Annotated in this window: 2 pseudogenes; both read right to left on the reverse strand. The window is 40.5% G+C overall.

Going from position 1 to position 1,433, the window contains the following annotated elements:
• Positions 1 to 653: pseudogene (locus tag QT998_RS27320) on the reverse strand (hypothetical protein); the annotation flags it as partial.
• Positions 654 to 856: 203 nt separating this feature from the next.
• Positions 857 to 1,433, reverse strand: a pseudogene (locus QT998_RS27325) (hypothetical protein); the annotation flags it as partial.

Raw genomic sequence — 1,433 nt, forward strand, 5'->3', positions numbered from 1 at the left:
GCTTGAGTACCCTCAATTGTCTGAGTTGCATAGCTAATATTACGTCGCTGCACCATAGTTCTGGCAGCTAACTCAGCCGGATTATTGTGCAGAGGTAATTCAGGATGCTCTAAAACCCTGAGCAACTCCGATACTTTGGCAGCAGTTAATTGTTTGCGTTCCTCCAACAATTCATAGCCGCTTGGAGTTTCAAAAAGCCGCCGAAATTTAGACCTTAAAAGCAGTGCAGCTTCGGGACTGGGAGCATCTTTATAAGCTAATAATTCCCGATAATAATCCCAAAAATCTTCGATAAATTTCCCTAAAATTACTTGATGGCAAGCGAATACTGGGCTTAACTTTTTGTAATGTCTTCCCTCCTGTACCCAACATAACGCTCGATCGGCAGTGATTAACTTGAATTGGGGGGCATCATCACAACAAAGAGTTTGTACGACTGGGCAATCAGTTTGCTGATGATAGAAACCAATAGCTGCTGCTTCCCTAATGCGGGTCAGTTGCTGAACACCCAGTTTGGGTAGATAATTATTCAGTAGGTGATTAAACTGTGACTCACTCAACACGGTTTCTTGAGGTAATAGCTTGAGAACATTCTGCCATTTAATCGGGATTTTGAAGTCCTGAATTCGTGAGAATGTGAGTGGATTCAGCATCAATTCTAGTTCTCGTCCGGGCTGTAATCCTTTCAGTACCGTCAGTCTATCTTTATTAGCTGTTGTAAAGTATACTGTATATAAAGGGTTGCAGATGATATTAGTGGTATGGTTGACTCCACCTACACGCGCACCTGTTTGGTCGAAGTGTTGCCTGCAGACTACTCGCTAGTCCTGAATCATAAACTTCTTTTTTCTCGGTTTCAAAACTGGAGTGGTTTTTGATTAACAGGTTGGATAAATAACCGGCTGAGATGGAAATACCTAAATCGGCTAAAAAATCTAGTAGTTTGCCGCATCGTCATATTACCCCCATAGTATAAACTGATGATTAAGGCTTTTATTCCTGGTCCAAATTCTCCTTCGTAGCCTAATGGTAATTCTGCTACATAAGTTTTTCCGACTGAGGGTGAATAATATTTCTGTTTGCGGAACAATATGTTGTCGGTTGCCAAGCTGATATCTTGAATGATTACTTGTTCGTATCCTTTGAATTTTGCATCTGCCGGCAGTTGGTCTTTCGGATATTCTAGTATTTCTTCTCGATCTATTTTAATCGTCGCGTTCTTACTGCCTTTTTTGTGCTTTTTTGGCGTTTTTCGTTCTTTTTCTGATGAGTGCTGACTTTTGAATCCTTTGGAGTTAGCTTTGATGTCTGGTTTTCCTTGTTCTCCCTTCAATCGGTTGTTTTCATCTTTCAACCGTTGATTCTCTGACTCCAAGTCTTTGACTTTTAATTGTAATTGCTCTATTAGATTCAGTAATATCTCTACTGTCTGA

Origin of the sequence: Microcoleus sp. S1D4 (assembly GCF_036700765.1) — a bacterium.
In the GTDB taxonomy this organism is placed as follows: domain Bacteria; phylum Cyanobacteriota; class Cyanobacteriia; order Cyanobacteriales; family Microcoleaceae; genus Microcoleus.